A 24,234-nucleotide genomic window follows, 5' to 3' on the forward strand; every position below is an offset into this window, starting at 1 on the left:
GTCTTTCAAGGCCGCTGCCAAACACTGAAATTGTTATCGCTCCAGCGACCTTGCCGGTAGTCGAAGGTCGTTGCAGCGCTGTGCCCACGGCAGTTGTTATTGTCGATCCGCCGCAATACCGAGGTGCCTTATGGCCTTCCTGAATATGTTGCGCAAACGCCTGTTCGGCCTGTTATTGGTTGTGTTCGGCGTTTCGCTGATTACCTTTTCCATCTCGCACCTGATCCCCGGTGACCCGGCTCGATTGATCGGTGGCGACCGCGCCACCGACGCCATCGTCGCGCACATTCGCCACCAGCTCGGGCTGGATCTGCCGCTGTATCAGCAATACGGGCGTTATATGCTCGACCTGTTGCACGGCGACCTCGGCACCTCAATCCGTACCAGTCGCCCGGTGCTTGAAGATTTGCGGGCGTACTTTCCGGCGACGCTGGAACTGGCGATTACCGCATTGACCCTGTCGATGCTGGTGGGCGTTCCGCTGGGCGTGCTGTCGGCGGTGTACCACAACCGGGCCATTGACCAACTGGCGCGAACCCTGGCGGTAACCGGGATTTCAACCCCGGCGTTTTGGCTGGGGCTGGGCTTGATCGTGTTGTTTTACGGGCATCTGGGGTGGTTGCCCGGCAGCGGGCGTCTGGACGAAGGGCTCGACCCGCCGCCAACGCGCACCGGTTTTTACTTGATCGATTCGCTACTGGCCGGGGATGGCGCGCTGTTCTGGAATGCACTGCAGCATTTGATCTTGCCAGCCGTGACCCTGGGTTTCGTCAATTTGGGTGTGGTGGCGCGGCAGATTCGCTCGGCAATGCTCGATCAACTGGGCGAAGACTACATCCGTACCGCGCGGGCTTACGGCTTGTCGCGCTGGGCGGTGATCTTGCGGCATGCGCTGCCCAATGCGTTGATCCCCTCGGTAACCGTGCTCGGCCTGACCCTGGGCGACTTGTTGTATGGCGCAGTATTGACCGAAACAGTTTTTGCCTGGCCGGGCATGGGCGCCTATGTGGTCAAGTCGATTCAGTCGTTGGATTTCCCGGCGGTCATGGGTTTCGCCATTCTGGTGTCCTTCATCTATGTAGTGCTGAACATGGCTATTGATCTGCTGTACCGGGTGATCGATCCGCGCATTGGCGAGGTAGGTTGAGATGAGCGTTCCATTAACGCCGATAACGGTTGCGCCGTTGCCGGGTACTCCGCGCTGGCGGGAGAAAGCCGCCTACCTGGGCTATCAGATCCGGCGCAGTCCGCTGACCATGGCCGGCATGGCAATCACCTTGATGGTATTGCTCTGTATGGCGTTTGCGCCGTGGCTGGCGACCCATGACCCCAACGCCCTGAACCTTGCTCAACGTCTGGCTGAACCCTCTGCTGCGCATTGGTTCGGCACCGATGAAGTGGGCCGTGATCTGTTCAGCCGCGTGCTGTATGGCAGTCAGCAATCGGTGGGTGTCGGCCTGTTCGTGGCCTTCGCTTCGTGCCTGATCGGCGGTTTGCTGGGCTGCATGTCCGGTGTCATCGGTGGGCGCTTCGACGGACTGATGATGCGCTTGATGGACATCATGCTCTCGGTGCCGTCATTGGTGCTGATCATGGCGTTAGCCGCCGCCTTAGGGCCGAGTCTGTTCAATGCGATGTTGGCGATTACTTTGGTGCGGATTCCGTTCTACGTGCGTCTGGCCCGGGGGCAAGCTTTAAGCATTCGCCAGATGGGCTATGTGAAAGCCGCGCAGACTTTCGGTGCCGGGCGCTGGCACATCGTGCTCTGGCATGTGGCGCGTAATGCCATGCCGCCGTTATTGGTACAACTGAGCCTGGATATTGGCAGCGCTATTTTGATGGCTTCCGCGCTGGGGTTTATCGGCCTGGGCGCACAACAGCCGACTGCAGAGTGGGGCGCAATGGTTTCTACCGGGCGTAACTACATCCTTGATCAATGGTGGTATTCGACGTTCCCCGGCCTGGCGATTCTGATCACCGCTACCGGCTTCAATCTATTGGGCGATGGCGTGCGCGATTTGCTCGACCCTCGCCAACAGGGGAAATGACCATGCACAGCGCACCAACTCTTCAACTGCCCGTCGGCAAAACTCCGGTGTTGGTCATCGACCAGCTGAGTATCGAATTCCCGGCTTATCGCAGCACGGTCAAGGCGCTGAACGGGGTCTCGTTGCACGTTAATCCAGGAGAAATCGTCGGCGTGATTGGCGAGTCGGGTTCTGGCAAGTCAGTCACTGCAATGCTCAGCCTAAGGCTGCTGCCAGAGCGCAGTTACCGGGTCAGCGGCGGCAGCTTGCATATTCTTGGGCGCGATATGCTCGCCGCCAAGGAAAAAGACCTGTTAAAGGTTCGCGGTCGCGATGCGGCGATGATTTTTCAAGAACCGATGACTGCGCTTAACCCGACCCGACGTATCGGCCGGCAGATGCTCGATGTGATTATCCATCACCAACAGTTGAGCAAGTCCGACGCCCGCGCGAAAGCCCTCGGTCTGCTACGCGACATGCACATTGCCGACCCTGAACAGGTGCTGGAAAGTTACCCGTTCGAACTGTCCGGTGGCATGCGTCAGCGGGTGATGATTGCGTTGGCATTTTCATGTGATCCGCAGCTGTTGATCGCCGACGAGCCGACCACCGCGCTGGACGTTACGGTGCAACGTCAGGTGCTGTTGCTGCTGCGGGAGAAAGCCCGTGAACGCGGTACGGCGATTCTATTGATCACCCACGACATGGCCTTGGTTTCGCAGTTCTGCGACCGGGTGTACGTGATGTACACCGGCGCCGTGGTAGAGCAGGGCGCAACTGGCGAAGTCATGGCCGATCCGCGTCATCCCTACACCAAAGGCCTGCTCAGCGGTTTGCCGGAACAGGTGCAGCCGGGCGAAGCGCTAATGACCATTCCCGGTCAGGTGCCTAATCTGTCAGCGCTGCCAGACGGTTGCACCTTTCGTGATCGCTGCGCCTATGCGATGCCGGTTTGCAGCAAACGTCCACCCCTACAGGCCATCGACGGCAACGACTTGCGCAAAAGCGCGTGTTGGCTGACGGTGCAGGAGCAATCGGCATGATCAGCAGCACCCGTAAACCGCTGCCCACGGACAGCGCCTCGATTCTCGACCTGAAGGAGGTGCGGGTGCATTTTCCGGTGGGCAGCGACTGGATGGGCCGACCGAAAGGCCTGGCCCATGCGCTGAACGGAATTGACCTGGACGTTCGCGGGGGCGAAACACTGGGTGTGGTCGGTGAGTCTGGCTGCGGCAAAAGCACGTTGGCGCAGCTGTTGATGGGCTTGATCAAACCCACCAGTGGTTCGCTGAACTGGATCTATAACGATGCCCATGAGCGCAGCAGCAATGTGCAAATCGTCTTCCAGGACCCGCAATCCTCACTGGATCCGCGTCTGCCGATCTGGAAAATCATCACCGAGCCGCTGTTTGTCCAGCGCTCGGCGCCACGTGGGGAAATGCGCGAGATCGCGGCGAAGGTGGCGGAACAAGTAGGGATTCGTACTGAATACCTGGAGCGATTCCCACATCAATTTTCCGGTGGGCAACGACAACGGATCGCCATCGCGCGGGCGCTGTCATCCAATCCGGACATTATCGTTCTCGACGAACCGACTTCAGCGCTGGATATATCGGTGCAGGCGCAGATTTTGAATCTACTGCAGGAGTTGCAGCGCAGTCGGGACCTCACCTACATCCTGATTTCCCACAACGTGTCTGTGGTTCGGCACATGGCGGACCGCGTAGCGGTGATGTATTTGGGGCAGATTGTCGAACTGGGCAGGACCGCAGAAGTGCTTGAACGGCCGCGCCACCCGTACACCCGATTGCTCCTCGAAGCAGTGCCCCGCCTGGGTGCGCCCCTGGACAACGCGCAAGTCGCGGCGCCTACCGAGCTGCCGGGTAACCGCCAGTTGCCCACCGGCTGCTTCTTCCGCGACCGTTGCCCGCTAGCTACAACGGGCTGCGACAAGCCACAATTATTGGCCGCAGCAGCAGGCGCCATCGGTGACAACCTAGTGCGCTGCCATTTGGAATCAGTGGTGGGGTAACGGGAGCACAGAACTTTGGAGGAGGTTTAGCCGACGCCCCACTGTCGCGCAGCAAACACAGAACCGGGGCTGCGTCCGAAGGGCTTTACAGCCAATGGTCGGAACGCTGATGGCTTTTCAGCACAGGTGCTTCCTTTTCGTTATGTAAGTCCGTACAACGCTCCATCGCAATCCCCCTGTTCGCATACTTTGCGCGCTCGCCATTGCTAATTTTCAGGCTGGATACACTCGTATGATTAGAAGTTTGGGCTTCAGCAAGAAAATATTGCTGGCCGCCACGGTCATTATCGTGGTCGCGTTTTCCTCTTTCATCGTTGTAAACGACTATCGACAACGTGAAACGCTGAAGGCCAATGTGTTTTCGGAGCTGAAGCAGCTGGGCAATCTCACCACGCAAAATATTCAAACCTGGCTGGAAAGCCGTGTTCAATTGCTGCAATCAATGGCGCAGCAGATTTCGGTCGATGGCAGCGCAGTCCCTGACCTTCAGCGCGCGGTGGGTTTGCCGGCCTACGTCGATAACTTCCAACTGAGCTATTTCGGTTCCAGCGAAGGCGTGATGTTTTCGGTTCCTGCAGGCAACCGGGCCAGCGATTACGATCCACGCCAGCGCGGTTGGTACAAGGCGGCCGCCAGCGCTCAAACCACTATCGTCACCGAACCGTATATCGCCGCTTCGTCAGGCAAGTTAGTGGTCACCTTGGCCACGCCGGTCAAACATGACACTCAATTCGTTGGGGTTGCGGGCGCGGACATCTCCCTCGATAGCATCAGCAACACTATTAACTCGCTCAATTTTGGTGGTCATGGTTATGCGTTCATCGTCAGTGGCGATGGCAAGATCCTGGTTCACCCGGACAGCAAGCTAGTGCTGAAGAACATCAGCGAGGCTTACCCGGTTGGCACACCGAAAATTGTACCGGGCGTGTCTGAAGTGGATGCTCAAGGTAAAAGCCAATTCATCTCCTTCACTCATGTTGACGGCTTGTCGTCGGCGAACTGGTACGTGGCGCTGGTGCTGGATCAGGACGCAGCGTATTCAATGCTCAGCGAGTTCCGCACCTCGGGGCTCACGGCGATGATTATCATCGTCGTGTTCGTCGTGCTATTGCTGGGCCTGTTAATTCGGGTACTGATGCGCCCCCTGCATCAGATGGGCCGTGCCATGCGCGACATCGCTGACGGCGAGGGGGATTTGACCAAACGCCTGGCCATCGAGTCCCAGGACGAGTTCGGCGCGTTGGCGCAGTCTTTCAACCATTTCGTCGAGCGAATACACGGCTCGATCCGCGAAGTGGCAGGCACTGCGGGGCACCTCAGTGAAGTTGCTGCGCGGGTGGTGTGTGCCTCGAACTCGTCAATGGTCAACTCTGACGAGCAAGCCAATCGCACCAGCAGCGTCGCGGCGGCCATCAATGAGTTGGGTGCTGCTGCGCAAGAAATTGCGCAAAACGCCGCGTTGGCTTCTCAGCACTCCAGCGATGCCAGCCAGCTCGCGGGCGACGGTCAAAAAGTCGTGCAGCAAACCATTCAGGCGATGAGCCTGTTGTCGACCAACATCAGTGAATCGTGCACCACGATCGAAAGCCTGAACGGCAAGACGGTGAATATCGGGCAGATCCTTGAAGTGATCACCAGCATTTCCCAGCAGACCAATTTGTTGGCGTTGAACGCAGCGATTGAAGCTGCGCGGGCAGGGGAAGCAGGCCGTGGGTTTGCGGTAGTGGCTGATGAAGTGCGAAACCTGGCGCATCGCACTCAGGATTCCGCGCAGCAAGTGCAGAAGATGATCGAAGAATTGCAGGTCGGCGCACGGCAGGCAGTGGTGACCATGACTGAAAGCCAGAAGCAGAGCGAAAATAGCGTAACCATCGCCAACCAGGCGGGTGATCGCTTGAGCAGCGTGACGGGCCGGATCAGCGAAATCGACGGCATGAACCAGTCTGTTGCTACAGCGACCGAAGAACAGACGGCGGTGGTTGAATCGATCAATGTCGATATCACCCAAATCAACACGCTGAACCAGGCCGGGGTCGATAACTTGAAATCGACCCTGGCTGCCTGTGCTGATCTGGAACAGCAAGCGAGCAAGTTGCAGCATTTGGTGGGGACGTTCAGGATTTGATTAGCTTCTGTACGAGCCAACGTGTTGGCGAGACATCTGCCGCCTCGCCAACACGTTGGTTCCTACAGGAGATTTGGCCTCTTGCGGAAAGCTATTTCAACCCCGCCGCCATTCTCAGCGCCGGGTACAACGCGGCATTAAACATCTCGCCATGGGCCAGCCCTTCGAATTCCTGGTAGTGAGCGGTCACGCCGGGCAGTGTCGCCAGGTGCTCCGCCACTTTCTGGTTGGCATCCAAGGGCACCGCCGCCATGGCTTTTCTGCGTTCCAGCGAGCCGCCATCAAATGATTTGATCGGGGGGCGGCCTTCTTTGGAGCCGCGCATGATCATGACGTGTCGTTTCGAATCTTTGGCGATACCGGCGAACCCCATTCCTTTGGCATACGTTTGCGGCTGATACCACAGCGATGGACTGGCGGCGAACCACGTTTGAAACGCCTGTGGATCTTCAAATAACGCATATAACACAAACAGCCCGCCAAAGGAGTGGCCCCACAGCATCTGCCGGGTTCGATCAATCGGCTGTTGTTTTTCTATCAGTGGTTTGATCTTTGTAATCAAACTTTTCAAAAAGTCCGCCGAGCTGGCGCCGGTGTAGTCCCGGGTGCGCAGGTCCATGTCGTAACGCCCATCAATGTCATAACCGACCATCACCAGCACCGGCGGATTACCGGCGTCCAGTTCGCCGAGCCAATCGTCACGCAGCTCGGCCAGGACGTTATTGCCGTCCAGCAAATACACCACCGGGTAGCCAGCAGCGGGCGCAGCGCGGCGGGGGATGGCGAGGTCCAGGCGATAACGGCGCTTGCCATCGGCGGAGTCCACATGCAAACGCTCGAAGCGGTAATAAGCAGAACCACGGTCAGCGAGGGTCGGTTCGGACGCCGACTGTGGCGGCTGTTGCGGGGTGGAATTAGCCTGTGCGACCAACGGGAAAATACTCATTAGCAGAATTAACAGGGTGTTAAGGCGCTGCACGTTGTTCATCTCGCGAACTCTCCTCACCAGTACAAGCCTCTCAAACCGGGCCCGCCAGCACCATACACCACACTGACGGCGGCGGTCTTCAGACGGCCCCAACCTCAAACCGTCAACCAACCGTTATCGGATTGTCATGCGTAGTTCATAGGGCTGAAACACAGCCTCTCTAATGTCTGACGCACTTCAACGCAGCCGTGCAAAGGCTGTTCAACCAGACACAGAGACGCCTATGAACGCAGCTATCCATGTCGACCGTCTGAACAAGACTTTTGCTCGCAAGACGGCGTTGATCGATCTTGCGTTGTCTATACAACCCGGTGAAATGGTCGCGCTGATTGGCGCTTCTGGCTCCGGCAAGTCCACCCTGTTGCGGCATATGGCGGGCTTGGCCCGTTGCGATAAACACAACGGCGGTAGCGTTCAGGTGCTGGGCCGTGAAGTGCAATCCTGCGGCCGTCTGAACAGGAATGTTCGTCAGTTGCGCTCGGATATTGGCTACATCTTCCAGCAGTTCAACCTGGTCAATCGCCTCAGCGTACTGGACAACGTATTGCTCGGTTGCCTGGGCCGCATGCCTAGCTGGCGCGGCAACCTCAGCTTGTTCAATGCCGAAGAAAAGCGGCGGGCAATGGAATCTCTGGACCGCGTCGGTCTGGCGGATCTGGCGGCACAACGCGCTTCAACCTTGTCCGGCGGCCAACAACAGCGCGTGGCCATTGCCCGCACGCTGACCCAGCGCGCCGAGATCATTTTGGCGGACGAACCGATTGCCTCGCTGGACCCTGAGTCCGCACGCAAAGTCATGGAAATCCTCGCCGACATCAACCGACGCGACGGCAAAACCGTCGTCGTTACCCTGCATCAAGTGGATTACGCCGTGCGCTATTGCCAGCGTGCCGTCGCCCTCAAAGCCGGGCGGATTCATTTCGATGGCGCCGCCGAAACCCTCAGCACCGAGTTCCTTAACGACCTGTATGGCGCAGACCTGGACACCCGTCTGCTGTTCTCCGACAAGGCGCGCAGTGCGGATAAACCGGTAAAGCTGGTTTTGGCGGCCGTGCGGTAACCGCTTGCAAAACGTTGCTGTTGCACCCAACCGAACCTCCTATTTCTCTTTCAGGAACCTGCCCATGTTGAATCGTATCGGTCGCGTTTTTGCGTCTGCCGCTTTGTTGGCCACCTTCTGTCTGGGCACCGCTCAAGCTGAAGAAAAAGTCATCAATTTCGGCCTTATGTCCACCGAGTCATCGACCAACCTCAAGAGCGTGTGGCAACCCTTTCTTGACGATATGTCGAAAAAAACCGGCCTGAAAATCAACGCAACCTTTGCGTCTGATTACGCCGGTTTGATTCAAGGCATGCGCTTCAACAAAGTTGATATCGCCTGGCTGGGCAACAAGGGCGCGATGGAAGCCGTTGACCGTTCCAACGGTGAAATCTTCGCCCAGACCGCCGCCGCCAATGGCGCTGCCGGTTATTGGAGCCTGTTGATCGTGCGCAAAGACAGCCCGATCAACTCAGTAGAAGACATGCTGAAAAACGCCAAGAACCTGACCTTCGGTAACGGCGATCCAAACTCCACCTCCGGCTATCTGGTCCCGGGCTACTACGTGTTCGCCAAGAACCACGTCGACGCCTCGACCGCGTTCAAGCGCACGCTGAACTCCAGCCATGAAGTCAACGCCCTGAGCGTGGCCAAAGGTCAGCTGGATGTAGCGACCTTCAACACCGAAAGCTGGGATCGCCTGGAAGTGACTCAGCCGGACAAGGCCGCACTGCTCAAAGTGATCTGGAAGTCGCCGCTGATCCCGGCAGACCCGATGGTCTGGAACAAGAGTCTGTCGGACACCGATAAAGCCAAAATCCGCGAATTTTTCGCCACCTACGGCGACACCGATCACGAGAAAGCTGTCCTCAAGGACATGCAACTGGGCAAGTTCCTGAAGTCTTCCGACGATCAACTCCTGCCAATCCGTCAGCTTGAATTGTTCAAACAACGCACTGAAGTCGCTGCCAGCACCACGCTGGATGAAAAAGAAAAGACTGAGCGCTTGAAGACCCTCGATGACGGTCTGGCCAAGCTGCAACAGCGCATCACCGAGCTTGAAAAGAAGAGCACCGCCAGCGCTGGTTAATACCCAATGACCTGACGCCAGGGACGGCGTCGGTGAGTGGCTGCCTTTGAATGTTTGACCTTGCGAGAGCTTTTTATGACGACCCACGCTGCATACGTCGAAGCCGTCGGCAAGCGCACTTGGCCCCGCTACATCGGCTGGGGCCTGGTTCTGGCCATGCTGGTCTGGTCATGGCATGGCGCTGAAATGAACCCGCTGGCGCTGTACCGCGACTCAGGGAACATGGCGACCTTTGCCGCCGACTTCTTCCCGCCTGACTTTCACGAATGGCGTTCGTACCTGAAGGAAATGCTGGTCACGGTGCAAATCGCCGTTTGGGGCACGGTTCTGGCGATCATCTGTTCGGTGCCGTTGGGCATTCTGTGCGCCGAGAACATCACCCCGTGGTGGGTTCATCAGCCGGTACGCCGGGTCATGGACGCGTTCCGCTCGATCAACGAAATGGTGTTCGCCATGTTGTTCGTGGTGGCGGTGGGCCTGGGTCCTTTTGCCGGAGTTCTGGCTTTGTGGATCGGTACTACCGGTGTGCTGGCGAAACTGTTTGCCGAAGCGGTAGAAGCGATCGATCCGGGGCCGGTTGAAGGGGTGCGAGCCACCGGCGCCAGTGCCTTGCAGGAAGTTATTTACGGGGTGATCCCTCAAGTGCTGCCGCTGTGGATTTCCTATGCGCTGTATCGCTTCGAGTCCAACGTGCGCTCGGCGACGGTGGTGGGGATGGTCGGTGCAGGCGGTATCGGGGTGATCCTCTGGGAAAACATTCGCTCGTTTCAGTTCACCCAAACCTGCGCCGTCTTACTGATCATTATTTTCGTTGTCAGCGTGATCGACCTTATGTCGCAGCGCCTGCGCAAACAGTTCATCTAGGGAGACAGTGCCTCACGGCGCTTTTTTTAACCATGCACTTGTCTAGACAAATTGAACCGGTTTACCGCGAGCTGGCAGACACGTTGCGCAGTGAGCTTAGCGATTATCAGCCGGGAGATTACCTGCCTGCAGAAATCCGTCTGGCCGCGCGCTTTTCTGTCAACCGCCACACCGTACGACGGGCCATCGATGAGTTGGTCGCCGAAGGCAGCGTGCTGCGGCAACAAGGCAAAGGCACACAAGTGCTGGAGCGACGTTTGATTTACCCCGTGGCCGCTGAAAGTGCCTACAGCCAATCGGTCTCGGCCTTGGGGCATGGCGTCGAGGCGCGGTTGTTACTGCGCCGGGTGTGTCTCGCTAACCCCGAAGAGGCCCGGCATTTGGGCCTCGCCGATCAGGCGCCGCTGATCGAATTGCAGACTTTACGCATGGTCGACGACCAGCCGGTCAGCCTGATCCGCCACCGCTATTGCGCCAGCCGAACCGAGATGCTGGCGGCCTATTCCGGTGGCTCAATGCGGCAATTTTTCGCCGAGCACGATCTGCCGTTAACCCGTACGTTCAGCCTGATCGGCGCCCGCCTGCCAAGCCGCGAAGAAGCCGGCCTGCTGCTGATGCCTCGGCATTTACCGGCGCTCAGCGTCCTGACCCTTTCCCGTGACAGCGCCGGGCAACCGGTGGAGCTTTCCCAGTCCACCAGCCGCTCGGATCGCTTTCAGTACCAGGTTATTACTTGATGGAGACCTCAACCATGAATCCCGCTCCTGTAGCCACAACCACCGCCCGTCAACAGTGGATCAGCGTGTTGGCCCACGCCCCGATTATCGAGTTGAGCCGCCATGAAGCCGCCTTGCGCGACGCCGAGTACCAACTGATTCGTGCCCCGGAAATCGGCATGACCCTGGTTCGTGGGCGCATGGGCGGCACCGGCGCGCCGTTTAACGTCGGTGAAATGAGCGTCACCCGTTGCGTGGTGCGTTTGGCCGATGGGCGCACCGGTTTTAGCTACCGTGCCGGGCGCGACAAGTTGCACGCCGAACTGGCCGCGTTGGCTGATGCGCACCTGCAAGGCTCGCAACAATCACGTTGGTTAACTGAATTGATCGAACCCCTGGCCCGAGCGCATGCCGCGCGTTGCGCCGTCAAAGCCGCAGAAACCGCAGCCACCAAAGTTGAGTTTTTCACCCTGGTGCGAGGAGAAGACTGATGAGTGCAACCCTATTGCAACCGGCATTCGCCGATGCGGTGCTGGATTCCGTGCGCAGCTTTCGTGCCGCACTCAAGGCCCTGGCCGGCCCGGGTGTCGCTCAGCCATTGGACGCGCCGCCCCTGGAAGGTTTGGCAGCGGCTACCTATGCGCTGTGCCTGACATTGCTGGACGTGGACACGCCGCTGTGGCTGGCGCCCGGGTTCGATACGCCGACCATCCGCGCCAACCTGACGTTCCACTGCGGCTGCCCGATTGTCGGCAGCCGTGAGCAAGCGCGTTTTGCCTTGTTGGACGACAGCGAACTGCATGACTTGCGCGGCTTTGAACTGGGCAATGATCGTTATCCCGATCAGTCCTGCACCTTGCTGATTCAACTGCCGCAATTGGACGGCGGCCGTTGCCTGACATGGCGAGGCCCCGGCATTCAAAGCGAAAACCAGGTGGCGTTGCCGTTGGCCGAAGGTTTCTGGAGCGAGCGCGCCACGCGCAATGACTTCCCCCGTGGACTGGATGCATTTTTCCTCGCGGGAAATAGCGTCATTGGCCTTCCACGCAGCACCCGCGTCAGCGTCGCTGAAACCCACACGACGACAGAGGAGTTTGCCTGATGTACGTAGCCGTCAAAGGTGGCGAACAGGCCATCGACAATGCACACCGCCTGCTGGCGAAAAGACGCCGGGGCGACACGTCAATGGCCGAACTGGCGGTGGAACAGATTCGGCAACAGTTGCCGCTGGCCGTCGCCCGAGTCATGAGCGAAGGCTCGCTGTACGACGAGCAACTGGCCGCGCTGGCAATCAAGCAAGCGGCGGGGGATATGGTCGAAGCGATTTTCCTGCTGCGTGCTTATCGCACCACGCTGCCGCGCTTCACCGGCAGCCTGCCGATTGACACCTCGGACATGCAACTCAGCCGTCGTTTGTCGGCGACCTTCAAGGATGTGCCGGGCGGCCAGCTGCTGGGTCCGACCTTCGATTACACCCATCGTTTGCTGGACTTTGCCTTATTGGCTGAAGGCGAACATCCGGGGCCGCTGGTGCAAGACGGCGCCACCTTGGAAGCCTGCCCACGGGTACTGGGTTTGCTGGCCAAAGAAGGCTTGGTCAAGAACGAAAGCGGCAGTGATGAGAGCATCGCCGACATCACCCGTAACCCGTTGGAATACCCGTCCAACCGTGCCCAGCGCCTACAGGCACTGGCCCGGGGTGATGAAGGATTTCTATTGGCGCTGGGCTATTCCACCCAACGCGGGTATGGCCGCAATCACCCGTTCGCCGGAGAAATCCGTATCGGTGAAGTGGAGGTCTGGATCGAGCCGGAAGAGCTGGGTTTCCCCATCAACATCGGCAGCATCGAAGTCACCGAGTGCGAGATGGTCAACCAGTTCGTCGGCTCGGGCACCGAACTTGCGCAATTTACCCGTGGCTACGGCCTGACGTTTGGCCAGGCCGAGCGCAAGGCCATGGGCATGGCCTTGGTGGATAGAGCGCTACGGGCCGCTGAGTTCAACGAAGAGATCGAGTCGCCAGCGCAGATGGAAGAATTCGTCCTCAGCCATTGCGACAACGTCGAAGCCGCGGGTTTTGTCTCGCACTTGAAGTTGCCGCACTACGTCGATTTTCAGTCCGAGTTGGAACTGATTCGCAAATTGCGCAAGCCCGCAGCGGCTCAGCCCACCGCCCAGGAGAATCAGCAATGAGCAGCAGCCAGACGCAGGCCAGTCCAGCCCGGGACGAGGCTTATAACTTCGCTTACCTGGATGAGCAAACCAAACGCATGATCCGCCGTGGTTTGCTCAAAGCCGTGGCGATTCCGGGTTACCAAGTGCCGTTCGGCGGCCGGGAAATGCCGCTGCCTTATGGTTGGGGCACCGGCGGCATGCAAGTTACTGCGGCGATCCTTGGCGCTGACGATGTGCTGAAGGTCATCGACCAAGGCGCAGACGACACCACCAACGCGGTCTCGATTCGACGCTTTTTTGCCCGCACGGCTGGCATCGCTACCACCGAACGCACCCCCGAAGCGACGGTGATTCAAACCCGTCACCGGATTCCGGAAACGCCGCTGCACGCCGGTCAAATCATGGTGTATCAGGTGCCAAACCCGGAACCGCTGCGCTTTATCGAGCCGTCGGAGACCGAGACCCGAACCATGCACGCGCTGAACGATTACGGGGTGATGCACGTGAAGCTTTATGAAGACATCGCGACTTTCGGTCATATCGCCACCAGTTACGCCTACCCGGTGATGGTCGATGATCGCTACGTCATGGACCCGTCGCCCAATCCGAAATTCGATAACCCCAAGCTCGACATGAGCCCGGCGCTGATGCTGTTTGGCGCCGGTCGGGAGAAGCGCCTGTACGCGGTGCCGCCGTACACCAAAGTAGTGAGTCTGGACTTTGAGGATCACCCGTTCGAAGTCCAGAAGTGGGAAGAGTGCTGCGCCATTTGCGGCAGTCGCGATTCCTTCCTCGATGAAATGATCCTCGACGACGCGGGCACCCAAAGCTTCGTCTGTTCCGACACCGATTATTGCGCCCAACGCAGCGGCGAACAGGAGGCTGGCCAATGAACAGTCCAGCGAAAATACCTGAGCTGGACCGCCAGGCTGAGCGTGCACAACCCTTGCTTAAGGTCCGTGGCCTGAGCCGTTTGTATGGGCCCGAGAAGGGCTGTCAGGACGTGGATTTCGACCTGTATCCCGGCGAAGTGTTGGGCATCGTCGGCGAGTCCGGCTCAGGCAAATCGACCTTGTTGTCGTTGCTCAGCGGCCGTTGCCCGCCTGATCGTGGCGACATCGCTTATCGGCGCAAAGAGGGGGACTGGATCGACCTCTACAGCGCCAGCGAAGCCGAGCGCCGCACGTTGTTGCGCACTGAATGGGGCTTCGTCGAACAAAACCCGCGAGATGGTCTACGCATGGGCGTCTCGGCCGGCGCCAACATCGGCGAGCGCTTGATGGCCCAAGGCGTGCGCAATTACAGCGAGCTACGCGCAGCCGGTATCGACTGGCTTAGCCAAGTCGAAATCGATCCGCTGCGCATTGATGACCTGCCACGAACCTTTTCCGGGGGCATGCAACAACGCTTGCAGATCGCCCGCAATCTGGTTTCCGGCCCACGTCTGGTGTTCATGGACGAGCCCACCGGCGGCCTTGATGTGTCGGTACAAGCGCGCTTGCTCGACCTGTTGCGCGGTCTGGTGCGGGAGCTGGACCTGGCAGTGGTGATCGTCACACACGATCTGGCGGTGGCCCGCTTGTTGGCGGACCGGTTGATGGTGATGCGTCGTTCCCGCGTTGTGGAATCCGGGCTCACCGATCAGATCCTTGATGACCCGCAGCATCCTTATTCGCAGCTGCTGGTGTCGTCGGTGCTGCAACCGTGATTTATCCGGCGACCGGACAGCCTCCGGTCGCCGCCGTCTTTTTGGGGTGAGCTTGATGAACACGTTGATCGAGGTCCGCGACCTCTCGAAAACTTTCACGCTGCATCAGCAAAACGGTGTGGTGCTTAATGTCCTCGATGGTTTGAGCTTTACCGTCGGTGCCGGTGAATGCCTGGTGTTGCACGGGCAATCGGGTGCCGGCAAAAGCACCTTGCTGCGCACGCTGTACGGCAATTATTTACCCGCAGGCGGCAGCATTCGTTTGCGGCATGCCGGCGACTGGCTGGAGTTGGTGGGCGCGCAACCCCGTGAAGTGTTGGCGGTGCGCCAGCAAACCCTGGGTTACGTCAGCCAGTTTCTGCGGGTGATCCCACGGGTTGCCACTCTGGATGTGGTGATGGAGCCAGCGCTGGCCCGCGGTTGGTCGAAAGAAAACGCCAAGTCCCGAGCGGAACATTTGCTTGCCCGTCTGAATATTCCCCAACGTCTGTGGCAACTGGCGCCCGGCACTTTTTCCGGCGGCGAGCAGCAGCGGGTGAATATCGCACGGGGCTTCATGGTTGAGTGGCCGGTGATGTTGCTAGACGAACCGACTGCTTCGCTGGATGACATCAATCGCCAAGTGGTGTTGGAGCTGATGCAAGAAGCCAAGGCGGCGGGTGCGGCCTTGATCGGCATTTTCCACGACCGCGCTGCCCGTGAAGCGGTTTCCGATCGCCATCTCGACATGACACCCAACGCCCCGATCGCCAAGGAAACCGCGCCATGCTGACCGAACAGATTCTCAGCAATGCTCAAGTTGTAACTGCTGATCGCGTGTTCAATGGCACTGTGGTCCTGCGCAACGGGCTGATTGCCGAAGTCGACGAAGGCCGAAGCCGCTTGCCCCAGGCTCAAGACCTGCGCGGCGATTACCTGCTGCCGGGCCTGGTGGAGTTGCACACCGACAACCTGGAAAAGCACATGACCCCCCGTCCCGGCGTGGATTGGCCGTCGGTTTCTGCGGTGCTGAGTCATGACGCGCAGATCATTGCGGCGGGCATCACCACGGTGTTCGACGCGCTGTCCATTGGCGACGTGAACCCCAAGGGCAATCGCATGAAGAAGTTGCCCGGCATGCTCGAGGCCATTGCCAGCGCTAACGCCGCAGGCCTGACCCGTGCCGAGCACCGGCTGCATCTGCGCTGCGAACTGTGCCATCCCGACACCTTAAGCGTGTACCGTGACTTGGTTGAGCACCCCTTGGTGCAACTGGTATCGGTAATGGACCACTCGCCGGGTCAGCGACAATTTGCCCTTGAATCCAAGTACCGCGAGTACTACATGGGTAAGTACCACCTGAACACCGAGCAGATGGATGAGTTTATTGTGTTCCAGGTGGCCAATTCCCGTGAGTTCAGCGACCGGTATCGGCGTGCGATTGCTGAGGATTGCCTGGCCCGTGGTTTGTCTGTGGCCAGCCACGATGACGCCACCCTGGCCCACGTCGAAGAGTCCGCTGGCTACGGCATGACCATCGCTGAATTTCCGACGACGATGGAGGCCGCCCGTGGCAGCCACCGCCTGGGCATGGGCGTATTGATGGGGGCGCCGAACGTGGTACGTGGCGGGTCCCATTCGGGCAACGTGGCGGCGGCAGACCTTGCTAAAGAAGGGTTACTGGATATCCTGTCCAGCGATTACTATCCCGCCAGTCTGCTGCAAGCAGCGTTTATCCTGGCTGCCGGGGACAATGGCTGCGAACTGCCGCAAGCGGTGGGCATGGTCAGCCGCGCACCGGCCCACGCAGCGGGGCTTGACGATCGCGGCGAGATTCGCATCGGTTTACGCGCGGACTTGGTTCATGCAAAAAATCAGGACGGGCTGCCGGTGATTCAACAGGTATGGCGACAAGCGAAGAGGGTGTTCTGATGGCAGGCAGGTTGATCTATCTCATCGGACCTTCAGGTTCGGGCAAGGACAGCCTGCTGGATGCTGCGCGCGAGCCATTGGCCGATCAAGGCTGCCGGATCGTGCGCAGGGTCATCACCCGCTCGGCGGAAGCGGTGGGCGAGTCGGCGCAAGCGGTTAGCGTGGAGCAGTTTGTGGCGATGCAGGCTGAGGGCGCGTTTGCCCTCAGTTGGCAAGCCAACGGCCTGCACTACGGGATTCCTGCCCAGATCGACGAATGGCTGGAGGCGGGGCTCGACGTACTGGTCAACGGCTCACGGGGGCACCTGGCTCAAGCGCGGCAGCGTTATCCGGATTTGCTCGCTTTGTTACTCACCGTAGACCAGGAAATTTTGCGTCAACGGCTACAGGCTCGTGGTCGCGAGTCACTGCCAGAGATCGAAGCACGATTGGCCCGTAACGCCGATTTCGCCGCAACCTTGATGGCCAGTGAGAACACCGCCCTATGGCTGCTGGATAACTCCGGGCCGATCGAACAAACCCTCGCACGCTTGCTGCAACTGATCGGCAAAGACGCGGCATGCGTCTGACGCTGCTGGGCACCGCCGATGCGCGGCAGGTCCCGGTCTATGGGTGTGATTGTCCAGCCTGCGCGGCGGCCCAGGCCGATCATGGCTTGCGTCGTCGACCCTGTAGCGCATTGATCGAATGTGGCGACCAGCGTTGGTTAATTGATTCCGGTCTGACCGACCTGACGGATCGATTTGCGCCGCGCAGTTTCAACGGCATCCTGCAAACCCACTACCACGCTGATCACGCCCAAGGGCTGCTGCATTTGCGTTGGGGCCAAGGCTGGGTGATTCCAGTGCACGGGCCGGTGGACGCGGAAGGCTTGTCGGATCTGTATAAGCACCCCGGCATCTTGGATTTCAGCCAGCCGTTTAGCGCTTTCGAAACCCGACAGCTGGGCGCATTAACGGTGACTGCGGTGCCGTTGGTGCACTCAAAACCAACCCTGGGTTACGTGCTGGAAGGCGACGGGCGGCGTATTGCTTACCTGACCGACACTGTCGGCCTGCCCGAGCAGACGCTGGTCTTCCTGCAGAATCTACCGCTGGACGTGCTGGTGCTGGACTGCTCGATGCCCGCGCAACCGCAACCGCCGCGAAACCATAACGACCTAAACCTGGCGTTGGCCTGTATTGCAGACCTGAAACCTGAGCGAGCAGTCCTGACCCACATCGGCCATACGCTGGATGCGTGGTTGATGACGGCCGGGAATCGTTTGCCAGAAAACGTGACCGTGGCGCGGGACGGGATGGTGGTGTAAACACCGCCCCTCGGTAGGAGCCAACTTGTTGGCGAGGCAGGCGACGCGGTTCATCCAAGTGCCGATAAGGCCACCCGGATTTAAGCTTCATCAAGGGTTAAACGCTGCAGAAAGGGATGAAGTCGCCCAGGGGGTGGTTTACATTACAGCACCTGAGTTCGCCTCTCTTTGGGCGACTGCGTTTACCTGACCGTTTGAGTCCTTTTCAATCAATTTTGGAGATCTACCGTGGCTAAGGCGTCTGCAACCGTTGAAGTGTCGGCAACCGCCGATGAAGTTTGGCAATTGATGGGAGGCTTCGATTCGTTGCCTGACTGGCTGCCGTTTATCGTTGAAAGCAAGCTGGGGGAGGGCGGCCGGGTTCGTCATCTGAAGGCGGCCGACGGTGGCGTGATTGTCGAACGTCTGCAGACCTTCGATAACGCAGCACGGAACTACACCTACTCCATCGAGGAAGGTCCATTCCCAGTGACCCATTACTTGGCAAAAGTAGAAGTCATCGAAGTGCCAGGCAAGCAGGCGACGAAAATCATTTGGTCAGGCACGTTCACTGGTGCAGGCATCACTGAGGAAGAAGCTGTTGCGTTATTTGAAGGTGTTTACGCCGGTGGTTTGGACGCGCTCAAGGCCAACTTCCCGTCCTGAGCCGGATTTTATACCTGGCCTGGTTTCAGATCGGACTCGGGTAAAGCACGTATGAAAGGCTTGACTTAGTCTTTTCAATCAGTAACATACGAGTCATTCCGCGATAGCTCAGTTGGTAGAGCAAATGACTGTTAATCATTGGGTCCCTGGTTCGAGTCCAGGTCGTGGAGCCAGTTACTTTTCAAGGGGTTGAGCGGGTGTTGTAGGACGTTTCCAGTGGTAAATGATTTCTGATCATTGGCGCCTGAGGTCCGAAAACCCGCTTAACCGCCTCGAAAACACATCTGGTAACAATGTTTTCAGTTCAGTTTTCACGTGCAATGCGCTGCCTCTAATCGACTTGATTTAGAGGCCAGCATCATGCAAATCGCATCAATCGTTTCAACCAAAGGCGGCCCTGGCAAAACCACGGTGACCGCAAACCTGGGCGCGTTCTGCGCCGACGCCAATATCCGTACCCTGCTGATAGATCTCGACACCCAACCGTCGTTGTCCTCGTTCTATCGCATCGATCACGAAGCTGCCGGCGGGACCTATCAACTCATTGCCCAAAACGATACCCGCTCAGAGCAGATCATTTCCCGGACCTGCATCCCCAATCTGCCACTGGTGCTCTCCAACGACCCCTACAACCAGCTCAGCAACCTGCTGCTGCACGCCGCTGACGGGCGCTTACGCCTGAAAAATCTGGTCTCGGCTTTTGCTGATGACTTTGACCTGATCCTGATCGACACCCAAGGTGCGCGGTCTGTGGTGCTGGAGATGGCGTTGCTCTGTTCCGACCTGGCGATCTCGCCGATCACCCCGGACATGCTCGCCGCACGTGAGTTTTATCGGGGGACACAGCAACTGCTCAAGGATCTGGAACCGCTTGCGGTGCTGGGCGTGCATACGCCGCCGTTGAACATTGTGATCAACAAGCTCGATGCCACCAACGATGCGAGCCTGATTTACCAGTCGCTCACCGAAACCCTGGCCGACCATCCGCAGATCAACCTGCTGCAAACAACCCTTCCAGCGGCAGTCAGCTTCCGTCGGGCGGCGACTGAGGGGGTTCCGGCCCACCGGCTCGAATACCGCCAGCCGCTCAATCGCCGCTCGCCGTCGGCCTTCAGCGTCATCAAAGCGTTAGCCGTGGAGTTGTTTCCAGAGTGGAAGGCACAGTTCGAGCTGTTGAGCGAGCAGACGCTCAATGGCCGGCGTAAGGCTGACCAGGAGGTGGCCTCATGAATCTCTTTGATTTGATGCCGCCTCATTCCGTCGAAGCTGAGCAGAGTGTGCTCGGCGGGTTGATGCTCGACAACGAAGCGTGGGAACTAGTCGCGGGCATCATCGGTGCGGAAGATTTTTTCAAGCATGAGCACCGCTTGATCTTCAAAGCCATCGAAAAGCTGGCGGAGGCCACCACGCCGTTCGACGTCGTCACTGTGTCCGAATCCCTGGCCAAAATGGAAGAGGCTGGAGGGCTCGCTTATCTGGCCGAGCTGGCAAAAAACGTCCCCTCGGTGGCAAACATCAGCGCTTACGCCGAGATCGTTCGAGAGCGCGCTCATCTGCGTCAGCTAATCATGCTGGGTCATGAGTGCACTCGAAACGCGTCATCTACGCAGGCAAAAAGTCTTGAGGTACAGGAGAGCTTTGAGCAAAAGCTTTTTGCCCTGGGGCAGGGGCGTGCGCCCAACAGCTTTGTCGATGTAAACGACGCGCTGATGAAAGTGCTGGAGCAGGTTGATTTCAACTTTAACTACGGAAATGGCGTTACCGGTGTACCCAGCGGGCTCGAAGACCTGGACCAGAAAACCGGCGGATTCCAGGACGCAGATCTGGTCATCGTTGCTGCACGACCTTCAATGGGCAAAACCAGCCTTGCGTTGAATTTTGTCGACGCGGTGCTGCAGAAATATCCGACCGAGTCCGTTCAGATTTACAGCCTGGAAATGCCCGCCCAGGCCTTGATGTACCGGATGTTGGCCATCCTCGGTCAGCTGGACTTGGCTAATTTGATGCGGGGCCAGCTGGAAGACGGGGACTGGTCACGGCTGACTGCTGCAGTGGCCAGAATCAATGACATTTCTCGCCCCTCCGTCCATTGGCTCACGGCAGTGAGCCAATGGACGGAGCGTCCACTTGATACGTACGTGGACGCCGCTAGAGGATTCAGCGAAGTGGCGACTGAACCCCGTTTTTTGCCGCATCCAGCAACTGATGCAAGCGTAGCGCATCCTTAAATGTCGCCGCCGCATGGGTGCCTTCGGCCACATCTTGCGCATACACATGATAGAGCTCCGCCAGTTCCAGTACGGCTGATGGCAATGAAGAGGCCGGCAGGCGTTGGTAGCACTCAGGCAGCGGGAGTAATTGCAGTGCGAGATTGTCGCCGTGGGCACCCTCAATCAGGTAATCATCGCCGACATCACCAAAGGCTGAGCGGTTCGTGATTTTCAGGTCACCCTGATCGCCGGTAATGTCGATCTGCACGCCCGAGCCGTTGCGCTTGCCGCCTTCGATGTGGATCGAAATGATCGCGCCGTCTTCCAACAAGCCACTTAGCACCAGTTGGTCTGGAGCGCTGCTCTCCAGCACTTCGCCGGTTTCCTTGATGGTGATCTTGGGGAACTGATTGACCATCAACCCTGAGACAGTGGTTGGCCAATCTGTGGAAGTGAAGAGCATGTCGAGGAAGTGCCCGGCGTAGATCGCGATCACGCTGGAGAAGTTTTCCTCGGGGGCGGTCCAGCGCAGGGCGTTGGGGCGCAGGGCCTGAAAGTAGTTCATGCTGACGTGCATGCGCACCGAGCGCACTTTGCCGACGTAGCCTTGTTGCAGCAGGTCTTGTAAATAGCGGTTGTGCGGCGCATGGCGACGCTGCAAGCCGACGATATGACGCACACCGGCATCGTTCGCTAGTTGCAGCAAGTTCTCGGAGTCAGAAGTGTTGGTGGTCAGCGGCCATTCGCAATAAACGTCTTTGCCGGCGGCGATGACGGCGCGCACAGTTTTTGCGTGTTGGGGCGCGGTGTTCAGGACCAGGACGAGATCGACTTCAGGGTTGTTGACCAGCGCGTCAACGGAATCCGCCACTTGCGTGATGTTATATTCACCGGCTGCTGCTTCGGCGCGATCGCGGCTTTCACTGTACACCGCCTGCAAGTGATATTGCGGCAGCAGACTAAGCACGCGCAGGTGACCGTGGCGGGCCCAATTGCCAACACCGATGATGCCGACGCGAATCGGAGAGTGTGGGGTTGTCATGGGAGAGTCCTCGTAAGGTGATGGTTGAGGAGGTCAAGTCTAGGGAGCGCAACCTTGAGGAAAAACCGGCCAAAAGGCCGAACACTGCGGACACGGACGGCTCTAATCCTCTAGCCAGAGGGGTTTGATTGTGGAGTGATTGATCCACAGTGATCGGACCCGCACCCCGTTTTTCCCGAGGGAGAAGATCCCTAGCATGGCTTCACTCTTTACTGTGGAGCTTTCCCATGAACGATTTACATGCTTTACCGACGCCAGCTGCGCTCGCGCAGCAGGCGCCTTCTTCCTGGCGCGACTGGCTGTCGGTGTACTCGGTGGCACTTGGCGCCTTTGCGTTTGTTACCACTGAATATTTGCCTGTCGGCGTCCTGCCGCAGATTGCCAACAGCTTGAGCGTCACCGACGGGGTGGCGGGGCTGATGGTGACCGTGCCGGGCGTTGTCGCGGCGGTGTCGGCGCCGGCGATCATGCTCGGCGCGGGACGAATGAATCGGCGGCATCTACTGCTGTTGTTGACGCTGCTATTGGTAGTTTCCAATCTGGTGTCGGCCGTGGCGCCCAATCTGGCGATCATGCTGCTGGGCCGAGGGTTGCTGGGTGTGGCGCTGGGTGGTTTCTGGGCAGTGGCGATTGCGGCTGCTGGGCGTCTGGTCAGTGAATCAAAAGCGGCGAAAGCTACGGCATTGATCTTCGCCGGGATCACCTTGGCGACGGTGTTCGGTGTGCCGTTCGGGACATTTGTCAGCACGCTGTTTTCATGGCGCATGTCGTTCGCGGTAACCGCTGGATTAGCCTTGCTAGCGCTGGCCGCGCAGGCATTGACCTTGCCATCGTTGCCCTCTAGGGAGGGTTTGAAGATGCGCACGTTGTTGGCGTTTCTCTCACGCAGCAACGCCCGACGCAGCATGCTGTTGTTGGGTACGGTGGTGGCAGCGCACTTCACCGCCTACACCTACATTGCGCCGTTCCTGGGGCATGACGTCGGTTTCTCGCCGAGCGCGATCACCGCGATTCTGCTCGGGTTTGGCCTGGTTGGTATGCTGGCGAATTTCGCCATGGCCGGGACCATCACCACACACCTACGTGTCTCGCTGGGCTCGGTACTGTTACTGATGGTGATTGCGCAATTGGCTTTGCCGCAGTTGCAGGGCTGGGGAGTGACCTTGGCGATATTGGCATGGGGCATTGCTTACGGCGCCATTCCGCTCGGTGTTAGCAGCTGGATGCAACTGACCTCGCCGCAATTGCCGGAAGCCAGTTCGGCGATGTTGGTGACCACCTTTCAAGTGGCTATCGCCTCGGGGTCGTTGTTTGGCGGCTTGATGGTCGATCACGCGGGCGTGTCTTCGTCGCTGTGGCTGGGCGCCGGGATCGGTGTGCTCGGTTTGGCGGTGATGCTCAGTTTCGGTATCAGCAAAGCCCCAATTGCCGAGGCCCTGCAACGCTAAACCTTGAGAATGTTGTCCTTGAAGAAATCGATCAACACCCGCAACCTCGGTGCGGTCTGCTTTGATGCAGGCCAGAGCATCCAAAGGTTGCCGGTGTGGTCAGTGTAGTCCTCCAGCACCACCTTCAGCCTGCCATCGGCCAACGGTTGACGGATTGAAAAATCCGGCAGGCAGGCAATCCCTACCCCATCGATTGCCAGGTACGTCAGCGGATCCATCGTGGTGCAGGTCAATGCACGCGCCAACTTCGGCTCGATGTGCGTGTCGTCCACGCGCAGCGGCCAGCGCTCGATCATCCCGGTGGCCGGAAACTTGTGCAGCAGGCACGTATGACGGATCAAATCGTCCGGATGTGCAGGGTCGCCATTACGCTCCAGGTACGCCGGCGACGCCACCAACTGCAACTGATAGCCACCGAGCTTGCGCGCCATCAGCCGCGAATCCTGCGGTGCACCCGTGCGGATCACCGCATCGAACCCCTCCTCGATCACATCCACCATGCGATCGGACATATCCACGTCCAGCTCGATGTCCGGATAGGCACGCATGAACCCGGCAAGCACCGGCATGATCAGCACGTTCTGAATCGGCACGCTGATCCGCACCTTGCCGCGCGGTGTGGCGGATAACTCCAGCAGCTCCATTTCCGCCGCTTCCACTTCACTGAGGATGCGTTTGCAACGGTCCAAAAACAGCTCGCCTTCGGTGGTCAAGGTGACGCTGCGGGTGCTGCGATGGAACAAACGCACGCCGAGACGCTCTTCCATGCGCGCCACGCTTTTGCCCACGGCCGAGGAAGAGATTTCCAGCATTCGCCCTGCTTCGGTGAAGCTGCGGGTTTCGGCCACTTGGATGAAGGCCGTAATACCGCTGAGGTTGTCCATCATGGGAGGTGTGCTCGATGC

The 24,234-nt window shown here is 58.8% G+C and carries 24 protein-coding genes, 1 tRNA gene and 1 pseudogene; 23 read left to right on the forward strand and 3 right to left on the reverse strand.

Annotated elements, in window-relative coordinates:
* The first annotated feature begins 130 nt into the window (after positions 1-130).
* The 5 genes from JWR17_RS14680 (at position 131) to JWR17_RS14700 (ending at position 6,184) form a co-directional block, all read left to right on the forward strand.
* A complete protein-coding gene (locus JWR17_RS14680; protein WP_299832640.1) occupies positions 131-1,147 on the forward strand; it encodes an ABC transporter permease in 1,017 nt (338 codons plus the stop codon).
* A 1-nt stretch (position 1,148) separates the two neighbouring features.
* Entirely contained in the window at positions 1,149-2,048 is a 900-nt protein-coding gene (ddpC, locus tag JWR17_RS14685; RefSeq protein WP_299832642.1) for a D,D-dipeptide ABC transporter permease, read from the forward strand.
* Positions 2,045-3,070 carry an ABC transporter ATP-binding protein gene (locus JWR17_RS14690; RefSeq protein WP_299832643.1) on the forward strand — a complete coding sequence of 342 codons (1,026 nt, stop codon included), beginning with the start codon at positions 2,045-2,047 and terminating at the stop codon, positions 3,068-3,070. Before ddpC ends, JWR17_RS14690 begins: the two co-directional genes overlap by 4 nt.
* The gene (locus tag JWR17_RS14695; protein ID WP_299832644.1) at positions 3,067-4,059 is read left to right on the forward strand and encodes an oligopeptide/dipeptide ABC transporter ATP-binding protein; all 993 of its coding nucleotides are present in this window, start codon (positions 3,067-3,069) and stop codon (positions 4,057-4,059) included. The genes JWR17_RS14690 and JWR17_RS14695 overlap by 4 nt, the downstream gene beginning before the upstream one ends.
* A gap of 232 nt (positions 4,060-4,291) precedes the next feature.
* Positions 4,292-6,184: a methyl-accepting chemotaxis protein gene (locus JWR17_RS14700; protein WP_299832645.1), complete on the forward strand. Its 1,893-nt coding sequence runs from the start codon at positions 4,292-4,294 to the stop codon at positions 6,182-6,184.
* Positions 6,185-6,275: 91 nt separating this feature from the next.
* Here JWR17_RS14700 and JWR17_RS14705 read toward each other — a convergent pair whose 3' ends face one another.
* Positions 6,276-7,172, reverse strand: a complete 897-nt coding sequence (locus tag JWR17_RS14705) for an alpha/beta hydrolase-fold protein (protein WP_299832646.1) — start codon at positions 7,170-7,172, stop codon at positions 6,276-6,278.
* A 223-nt stretch (positions 7,173-7,395) separates the two neighbouring features.
* Here JWR17_RS14705 and phnC point away from each other — a divergent pair, with 223 nt between their 5' ends.
* From phnC to JWR17_RS14790, 17 genes and pseudogenes are all read left to right on the forward strand, one after another.
* Positions 7,396-8,232: a phosphonate ABC transporter ATP-binding protein gene (gene phnC, locus JWR17_RS14710; protein ID WP_299832647.1), complete on the forward strand. Its 837-nt coding sequence runs from the start codon at positions 7,396-7,398 to the stop codon at positions 8,230-8,232.
* Positions 8,233-8,296: 64 nt separating this feature from the next.
* The gene (phnD, locus tag JWR17_RS14715; RefSeq protein ID WP_299832648.1) at positions 8,297-9,301 is read left to right on the forward strand and encodes a phosphonate ABC transporter substrate-binding protein; all 1,005 of its coding nucleotides are present in this window, start codon (positions 8,297-8,299) and stop codon (positions 9,299-9,301) included.
* Between the two features lie 75 nt (positions 9,302-9,376).
* Complete coding sequence (gene phnE / locus JWR17_RS14720) at positions 9,377-10,165, forward strand: phosphonate ABC transporter, permease protein PhnE (RefSeq protein ID WP_299832649.1); 789 nt, start codon at positions 9,377-9,379, stop codon at positions 10,163-10,165.
* Positions 10,166-10,197: 32 nt separating this feature from the next.
* Positions 10,198-10,902: a phosphonate metabolism transcriptional regulator PhnF gene (phnF, locus tag JWR17_RS14725; RefSeq protein ID WP_299832650.1), complete on the forward strand. Its 705-nt coding sequence runs from the start codon at positions 10,198-10,200 to the stop codon at positions 10,900-10,902.
* Positions 10,903-10,916: 14 nt separating this feature from the next.
* Positions 10,917-11,372 (forward strand): phosphonate C-P lyase system protein PhnG, encoded by a 456-nt coding sequence (gene phnG / locus JWR17_RS14730; RefSeq protein ID WP_299832651.1) that lies wholly within the window; start codon positions 10,917-10,919, stop codon positions 11,370-11,372.
* Positions 11,372-11,983 carry a phosphonate C-P lyase system protein PhnH gene (gene phnH / locus JWR17_RS14735; protein ID WP_299832652.1) on the forward strand — a complete coding sequence of 204 codons (612 nt, stop codon included), beginning with the start codon at positions 11,372-11,374 and terminating at the stop codon, positions 11,981-11,983. The genes phnG and phnH overlap by 1 nt, the downstream gene beginning before the upstream one ends.
* Positions 11,983-13,074: a carbon-phosphorus lyase complex subunit PhnI gene (locus tag JWR17_RS14740; protein WP_299832653.1), complete on the forward strand. Its 1,092-nt coding sequence runs from the start codon at positions 11,983-11,985 to the stop codon at positions 13,072-13,074. The genes phnH and JWR17_RS14740 overlap by 1 nt, the downstream gene beginning before the upstream one ends.
* Positions 13,071-13,949 carry an alpha-D-ribose 1-methylphosphonate 5-phosphate C-P-lyase PhnJ gene (locus tag JWR17_RS14745; RefSeq protein WP_299832655.1) on the forward strand — a complete coding sequence of 293 codons (879 nt, stop codon included), beginning with the start codon at positions 13,071-13,073 and terminating at the stop codon, positions 13,947-13,949. The genes JWR17_RS14740 and JWR17_RS14745 overlap by 4 nt, the downstream gene beginning before the upstream one ends.
* The gene (phnK, locus tag JWR17_RS14750) at positions 13,946-14,764 is read left to right on the forward strand and encodes a phosphonate C-P lyase system protein PhnK (protein ID WP_299832656.1); all 819 of its coding nucleotides are present in this window, start codon (positions 13,946-13,948) and stop codon (positions 14,762-14,764) included. The genes JWR17_RS14745 and phnK overlap by 4 nt, the downstream gene beginning before the upstream one ends.
* Before the next feature lie 55 nt (positions 14,765-14,819).
* Entirely contained in the window at positions 14,820-15,536 is a 717-nt protein-coding gene (gene phnL, locus JWR17_RS14755) for a phosphonate C-P lyase system protein PhnL (protein ID WP_299832657.1), read from the forward strand.
* Positions 15,530-16,675, forward strand: a complete 1,146-nt coding sequence (locus JWR17_RS14760) for an alpha-D-ribose 1-methylphosphonate 5-triphosphate diphosphatase (protein ID WP_299832658.1) — start codon at positions 15,530-15,532, stop codon at positions 16,673-16,675. The genes phnL and JWR17_RS14760 overlap by 7 nt, the downstream gene beginning before the upstream one ends.
* Positions 16,675-17,244, forward strand: a complete 570-nt coding sequence (gene phnN, locus JWR17_RS14765) for a phosphonate metabolism protein/1,5-bisphosphokinase (PRPP-forming) PhnN (RefSeq protein WP_299832659.1) — start codon at positions 16,675-16,677, stop codon at positions 17,242-17,244. Before JWR17_RS14760 ends, phnN begins: the two co-directional genes overlap by 1 nt.
* Positions 17,235-17,984, forward strand: a complete 750-nt coding sequence (gene phnP, locus JWR17_RS14770; RefSeq protein WP_299832660.1) for a phosphonate metabolism protein PhnP — start codon at positions 17,235-17,237, stop codon at positions 17,982-17,984. Before phnN ends, phnP begins: the two co-directional genes overlap by 10 nt.
* Positions 17,985-18,212: 228 nt before the next feature.
* Complete coding sequence (locus tag JWR17_RS14775) at positions 18,213-18,629, forward strand: SRPBCC family protein (RefSeq protein ID WP_299832661.1); 417 nt, start codon at positions 18,213-18,215, stop codon at positions 18,627-18,629.
* 97 nt (positions 18,630-18,726) lie between these two features.
* Positions 18,727-18,802: transfer RNA gene (locus JWR17_RS14780), tRNA-Asn, on the forward strand.
* 187 nt (positions 18,803-18,989) lie between these two features.
* The gene (locus JWR17_RS14785; protein WP_299832662.1) at positions 18,990-19,859 is read left to right on the forward strand and encodes a ParA family protein; all 870 of its coding nucleotides are present in this window, start codon (positions 18,990-18,992) and stop codon (positions 19,857-19,859) included.
* Positions 19,856-20,695 (forward strand): annotated as a pseudogene (locus JWR17_RS14790) (DnaB-like helicase N-terminal domain-containing protein); the annotation flags it as partial. The gene JWR17_RS14785 and the pseudogene JWR17_RS14790, both read left to right, overlap by 4 nt.
* Before the next feature lie 91 nt (positions 20,696-20,786).
* Here JWR17_RS14790 and JWR17_RS14795 read toward each other — a convergent pair.
* Complete coding sequence (locus JWR17_RS14795) at positions 20,787-21,881, reverse strand: Gfo/Idh/MocA family oxidoreductase (RefSeq protein WP_299832663.1); 1,095 nt, start codon at positions 21,879-21,881, stop codon at positions 20,787-20,789.
* Positions 21,882-22,108: 227 nt separating this feature from the next.
* On the opposite strand from JWR17_RS14795, the gene JWR17_RS14800 reads away from it, so the two are divergent.
* Positions 22,109-23,329 carry an MFS transporter gene (locus JWR17_RS14800; RefSeq protein WP_299832664.1) on the forward strand — a complete coding sequence of 407 codons (1,221 nt, stop codon included), beginning with the start codon at positions 22,109-22,111 and terminating at the stop codon, positions 23,327-23,329.
* Here the strand turns inward: JWR17_RS14800 and JWR17_RS14805 are convergent.
* Complete coding sequence (locus JWR17_RS14805; protein WP_299832698.1) at positions 23,326-24,213, reverse strand: LysR family transcriptional regulator; 888 nt, start codon at positions 24,211-24,213, stop codon at positions 23,326-23,328. The two genes, JWR17_RS14800 and JWR17_RS14805, sit on opposite strands and share 4 nt — an antisense overlap.
* Positions 24,214-24,234 lie beyond the last annotated feature (21 nt).

The sequence above is a fragment of the Pseudomonas sp. genome (genome assembly GCF_028293835.1).
Taxonomy (GTDB): domain Bacteria; phylum Pseudomonadota; class Gammaproteobacteria; order Pseudomonadales; family Pseudomonadaceae; genus Aquipseudomonas.